A 4,722-nucleotide genomic window follows, 5' to 3' on the forward strand; every position below is an offset into this window, starting at 1 on the left:
GCTTTCAGGTTGGTGGCAAAGACATTGATTGCCTCCAGCTCGGATTTTTCGCGCAGCGCGCCCATCAGTTCGGTTTCCAGGTGCATGAAGGACTTCACGCGCCAGGTCCAGCGCACGGTGTCGGCCAGCCATTTGTCGGCCGGACGGTTGGCGTGCTTGATGCCGAAGCGGGCGGCGATGCGGCTTTCGCAAGGATTATGGGGTGCGTCCCACTTTGGTTTTTCCTCTTCGGTGTCCAGGCGCAGGATCACATCCAGCATGCCTTCGCGCCGGCCGCGCATCAGCGCCAGGGCGCGGTGCGAAGGAATGGCCGACAGCGGCTCGGAATAATCGAAGTAATCGGCGAACTTTTCGCCTTCTTCTTGTTTTCCTTCAACTACTTTCGACTCCACTACGCCATGATCTTGTACATATTCGCGCAAGGATTGCAGCAGGGTGGCGTCTTCGGAGAAACGTTCCATCAGGATCTGGCGGGCGCCGTCGAGCGCGGCTTTGGCATCGGCCACGCCCGGGTTCTTGCCGTCGGCGGTTTCGAAAGCTTCGCGCAGGTATTTGGCGGCTTCCTCGTCCGGATTGGTGGACGGGTCGGCCAGCAGGGATTCGGCCAGCGGCGCCAGGCCCGCTTCGATCGCGATCTGGGCTTTGGTGCGGCGTTTGGGCTTGTACGGCAGGTACAAATCTTCCAGACGGGTCTTGTCTTCTGCGTGCATGACGGCATCTAGCAGCTCATCCGTCATCTTGCCCTGTTCGGTGATCGAAGCCACGATGGCAGTCCGGCGGTCTTCCAGTTCGCGCAGATAGCGCAGACGCTCTTCCAGCAAACGCAACTGGATGTCGTCCAGTCCGCCGGTCGCTTCCTTACGGTAACGGGCGATGAAAGGGACGGTGGCGCCTTCGTCCAGCAGGGCGATGGCAGCGGCTACCTGAATCGGCTTGGCAGCCAGTTCAAGGGCGAGTCTTTGTTCGATGGGAGGCAGCATGAGGGATTCCAAACAGTTAACCATGGAATCATACGCCATCCTTGGGGAGACTGGTCAATGCCCGCACAGCGTTAGAAGTTTCACAAACACAGGATGGTCGATGACGGATAATATTGTATGTTGCCGTTTTTGAACCGTTAAAAACATCAATGCGCCCAATGGATTTAACCCGCGACGAAGCCCGCGAAGCTCCTGCAGCTCCAACCCCTGTCCCGCCTCCTCCGCCGGGACAGCTACCCTATGCTGTTGCCACATGGCTACAGCGGGTAGATTCCGCCGCGCACCCGAAACCCAAGCTGGCGCCCATTGAGGCGGACCCGAAACAGACCAATTACCGTCTGATTTACGTGCTGGCGCCGACCAGCGGCGGCCGCCATGTAGCGCTTTGCCTGTACAAGGYGCGTCTGAAGCCGAACGGCGACGTGGCCGCGGCCAGCCCGGTGAGCGAGGTGTTTTCCCTGCTGTCCACCCCGCCCAGCTTCCTGGTGCCCGGCGATGACGACCTGATTCGCTTCTTTGTTGCTATGCGCAGCGGACCTAATTCCCAGACCGGGAGCGCTACCGAACCGCGCGGCAAAATTGGCGCCGCCCTGCTGCAAATGTTGTCTGAACAAGACAAACTGTTGTGGRCAAATTCCTGGTCGGACGTAGGAAACGGCCTGGTGTATCCGATGAAAGCCGGCGACAGCCGCGTCGCCAGCCTGGCCTGGCGCGAAGAAGGCAAGGGCCTGCGCCTGGGCTGGAAGGTGGATACCTCGCCCGAAGCGTCGCCGCATTCGGCCGACCAGATCGATTACATGCTGCCGACCGATCCGCCGTGGTATATCGACAACTTGTCCTGCGGCGTGCTGAACCTGAACCAGGGCGGCACCACGATTCCGCTGGCCGATTTGCAGGCGCTTGTTGCGCAGGCGCCACTGTTGATGCCAAACGACAAAATGCGCGTGTCGCAATTGCTGCTGGCCCACGGCTTGCAGCAGCTGATGCCGCTGCCGCAGCCGCTGCCGCAGCGCCTGCGCACCGACGTCAAGCCGCGTCCGATCCTGGCGCTGGATTCGGCCCAGCTGGCCGAAGGCAGCCTGCAGCGCTGGAACGATTACGCCGTGCTGTCCTATGACTACGATGGCGAGCGCGTGTCCTTCGACCCGTCGCAGCGCGTGGTACGCCAGCGTGGCGAAGTGACCGAAATCATCCAGCGCAATGAGGAAGCCGAAGCGGCCGCGCTGGAAACCCTGACCAATCTGGGCTTCCGCAAGCCGACCGCACTGCCCCTGTCCAGCGTGCGCGGCGGCCTGCTGCTGGCCAGCCAGGCCGACTGGATTCGCTTTGCCGAGTCCGGCATCGAAGAACTGGTCGCCGYCGGCTGGCAAATTGAGAAATCGCCCAAGTACCGCTACGACGTCACCACGGTGGACGACTGGTACGCCGAAATCGAGGAAGAGAAGGAAGGCGGCAACGCCTGGTTCGAACTGGAACTGGGCATTACCGTCAATGGYGAGCGCGTGCCGCTGCTGCCGGTGCTGGTGCAGATGATCCGCGCCTTCCCCAACGACTTCAACCAGAAGGCGCTGGCGGTGCACGGCGAGGAAGACCGTATGCTGGCTGCCCTGCCGGATGGCACCCGCGTCGCCCTGCCATGGAACCGTGTGCGTCCGATCCTGGCCACCATTGGCGAACTCTACTTCAGCGAGAAAATCCGCCACTCGGTACGCATGTCCTCGCTGGACGCGGCGCGCCTGGATGAGCTGGCGCGCAATGTCGATTTCCACTGGACCGGCGGCGAAGAGCTGCGCGAAATGGGGCGCCGGCTGAATCAGTTCTCGTCGGTGAAGCGAGTGCCCACTCCTGCTGGCTTGYAGGCCACGCTGCGCGATTACCAGACCGATGGTCTGTCCTGGATGCAGTTCCTGCGCGAATACGGCTTCGCCGGCATCCTGGCCGACGATATGGGCCTGGGCAAGACCGTGCAGACACTGGCCCACATCCTGGTCGAAAAAGAGGCAGGCCGCCTGAACCATCCCGCTCTCGTCATCGCGCCGACCAGCCTGATGAACAACTGGCAGGACGAAGCCGCCCGCTTCGCACCCGGCCTGAAGGTGCTGCTGCTGCAAGGTAAGGACCGCGCTGAGCTGTTCGATGAAATTCCGAAATCGGATCTGGTGCTGACCACCTACGCCCTGCTGCCGCGCGACGAGGAAAAACTGCGCGAGCACGACTTCCATTTGGTGATCCTGGACGAGTCGCACTACATCAAGAACACCCGCTCCAAGGCGGCCCAGAGCGCCGGCCTGCTGAAGGCCAAGCATCGCCTGTGTCTGTCCGGCACGCCGCTGGAAAACCACCTGGGCGAGCTGTGGTCGCAGTTCCACTTCCTGCTGCCCGGCCTGCTGGGCGATGAGAAGAACTTCAACAGCCAGTTCCGCCATCCGATCGAACGTCAGGACGATCCGCAGCGCCGCACGCTGCTGAATCGCCGCATCAAGCCTTTCCTGCTGCGCCGTACCAAGGACAGCGTGGCGAAAGAGCTGCCGCCGAAGACGGAAATGGTGCGCAAGGTGGAACTGTCGGGCGCCCAGCGCGATCTGTACGAAACCGTGCGCCTGGCGATGGATCAGAAGGTGCGGGAGGAGATCGACCGAAAGGGCGTGGCGCGCAGCCAGATCGTGATTCTGGAAGCGCTGCTCAAGCTGCGCCAGGTCTGCTGCGATCCGCGTCTGGTGAAATCGACCAAGAAGGCCATGTCCACCGGCTCGGCCAAGCTGATCGACCTGATGCAGATGGTGGAAGACCTGCTGGAAGAAAAACGCAAGATCCTGGTGTTCTCCCAGTTCACCTCCATGCTGGAGCTGATCGAGGAAGAGCTGGAAGCGCGCGATATCCCGTACGCCATCCTGACCGGCGAAACGCGCGACCGCGGCGCCCAGGTGGCCGCCTTCCAGCAGGGCGCCGTGCCGATCTTCCTGATCTCGCTGAAGGCGGGCGGCGTCGGCCTGAACCTGACCGCGGCCGATACCGTGATCCACTACGATCCATGGTGGAACCCGGCGGCCGAGAACCAGGCCACCGACCGCGCCTGGCGAATTGGTCAGGACAAGCCGGTGTTCGTCTACAAGCTGATTGCCAAGGGCACGCTGGAAGAGAAAATCCAGATCCTGCAACAGAAGAAGTCCGATCTGGCCCAATCCGTGCTGGCCGAAGGCGAATCGCAGAAGATGGCACTGACCCAGGAAGACTTGCAACAGATCTTTGCCCCACTGCAGGATTGATATGCTAAGCGCCGAACACTACCGCCAGATTCTCGACAATAGCAGCGATGTACACTGGATGCTGGATTGCGACAGTGGCAAGCTGATGTACGTCAGCCCTGCCGCCGAGCGTGTTTTCGGCTTCAACCCGGAGCGCGCGCAGCAAGTTGCCTCCCAGCTGCTGTCCGAGCTGCCGGCGCGGTTGGAAGCCTTCACTTCGGGCGACAGCACCCAGCGCCACCGCACGCGCGAGGCCGAGTTTGAAGGCCGCGACGGTGTCATGATTCCGGTCGAGATCGAATCGACCCTGGTGCCGGATGTGGGCAGCGGCGCGATCCGCTTGGTGGGCACGGTGCGCGATGTGCGCGAACGTGCCGAGCGCGAAAAACAACAGAAGAAGTTTGCGTCCATGGTGTCGCATGAGTTCCGCACGCCGCTGTCGACCATCGACGGGGCGATCCAGCGCCTGGAAATGACGTCGGGCAATGCGGATGAGG

General features: G+C 62.0%; 3 protein-coding genes. 2 read left to right on the forward strand and 1 reads right to left on the reverse strand.

The annotated features are described in order from the left end of the window. Positions 1 to 980 (reverse strand): Tex-like N-terminal domain-containing protein (locus AB4Z11_RS23450; protein ID WP_442028047.1); only part of this gene is annotated, 980 nt, incomplete at its 3' end. Positions 981 to 1,138: 158 nt separating this feature from the next. Between AB4Z11_RS23450 and AB4Z11_RS23455 the strand changes: the two genes are divergently transcribed. Together AB4Z11_RS23455 and AB4Z11_RS23460 are read left to right on the forward strand one after the other, a co-directional pair. Beyond that, positions 1,139 to 4,246, forward strand: a complete 3,108-nt coding sequence (locus AB4Z11_RS23455) for a DEAD/DEAH box helicase (protein ID WP_442028048.1) — start codon at positions 1,139 to 1,141, stop codon at positions 4,244 to 4,246. A 1-nt stretch (position 4,247) separates the two neighbouring features. Then, the coding region (locus AB4Z11_RS23460; RefSeq protein ID WP_442028050.1) for a PAS domain S-box protein at positions 4,248 to 4,722 on the forward strand (475 nt) is incomplete at its 3' end.

The sequence above is a fragment of the Pseudoduganella sp. RAF53_2 genome (assembly GCF_052113985.1).
Lineage (GTDB): Bacteria > Pseudomonadota > Gammaproteobacteria > Burkholderiales > Burkholderiaceae_D > Rugamonas.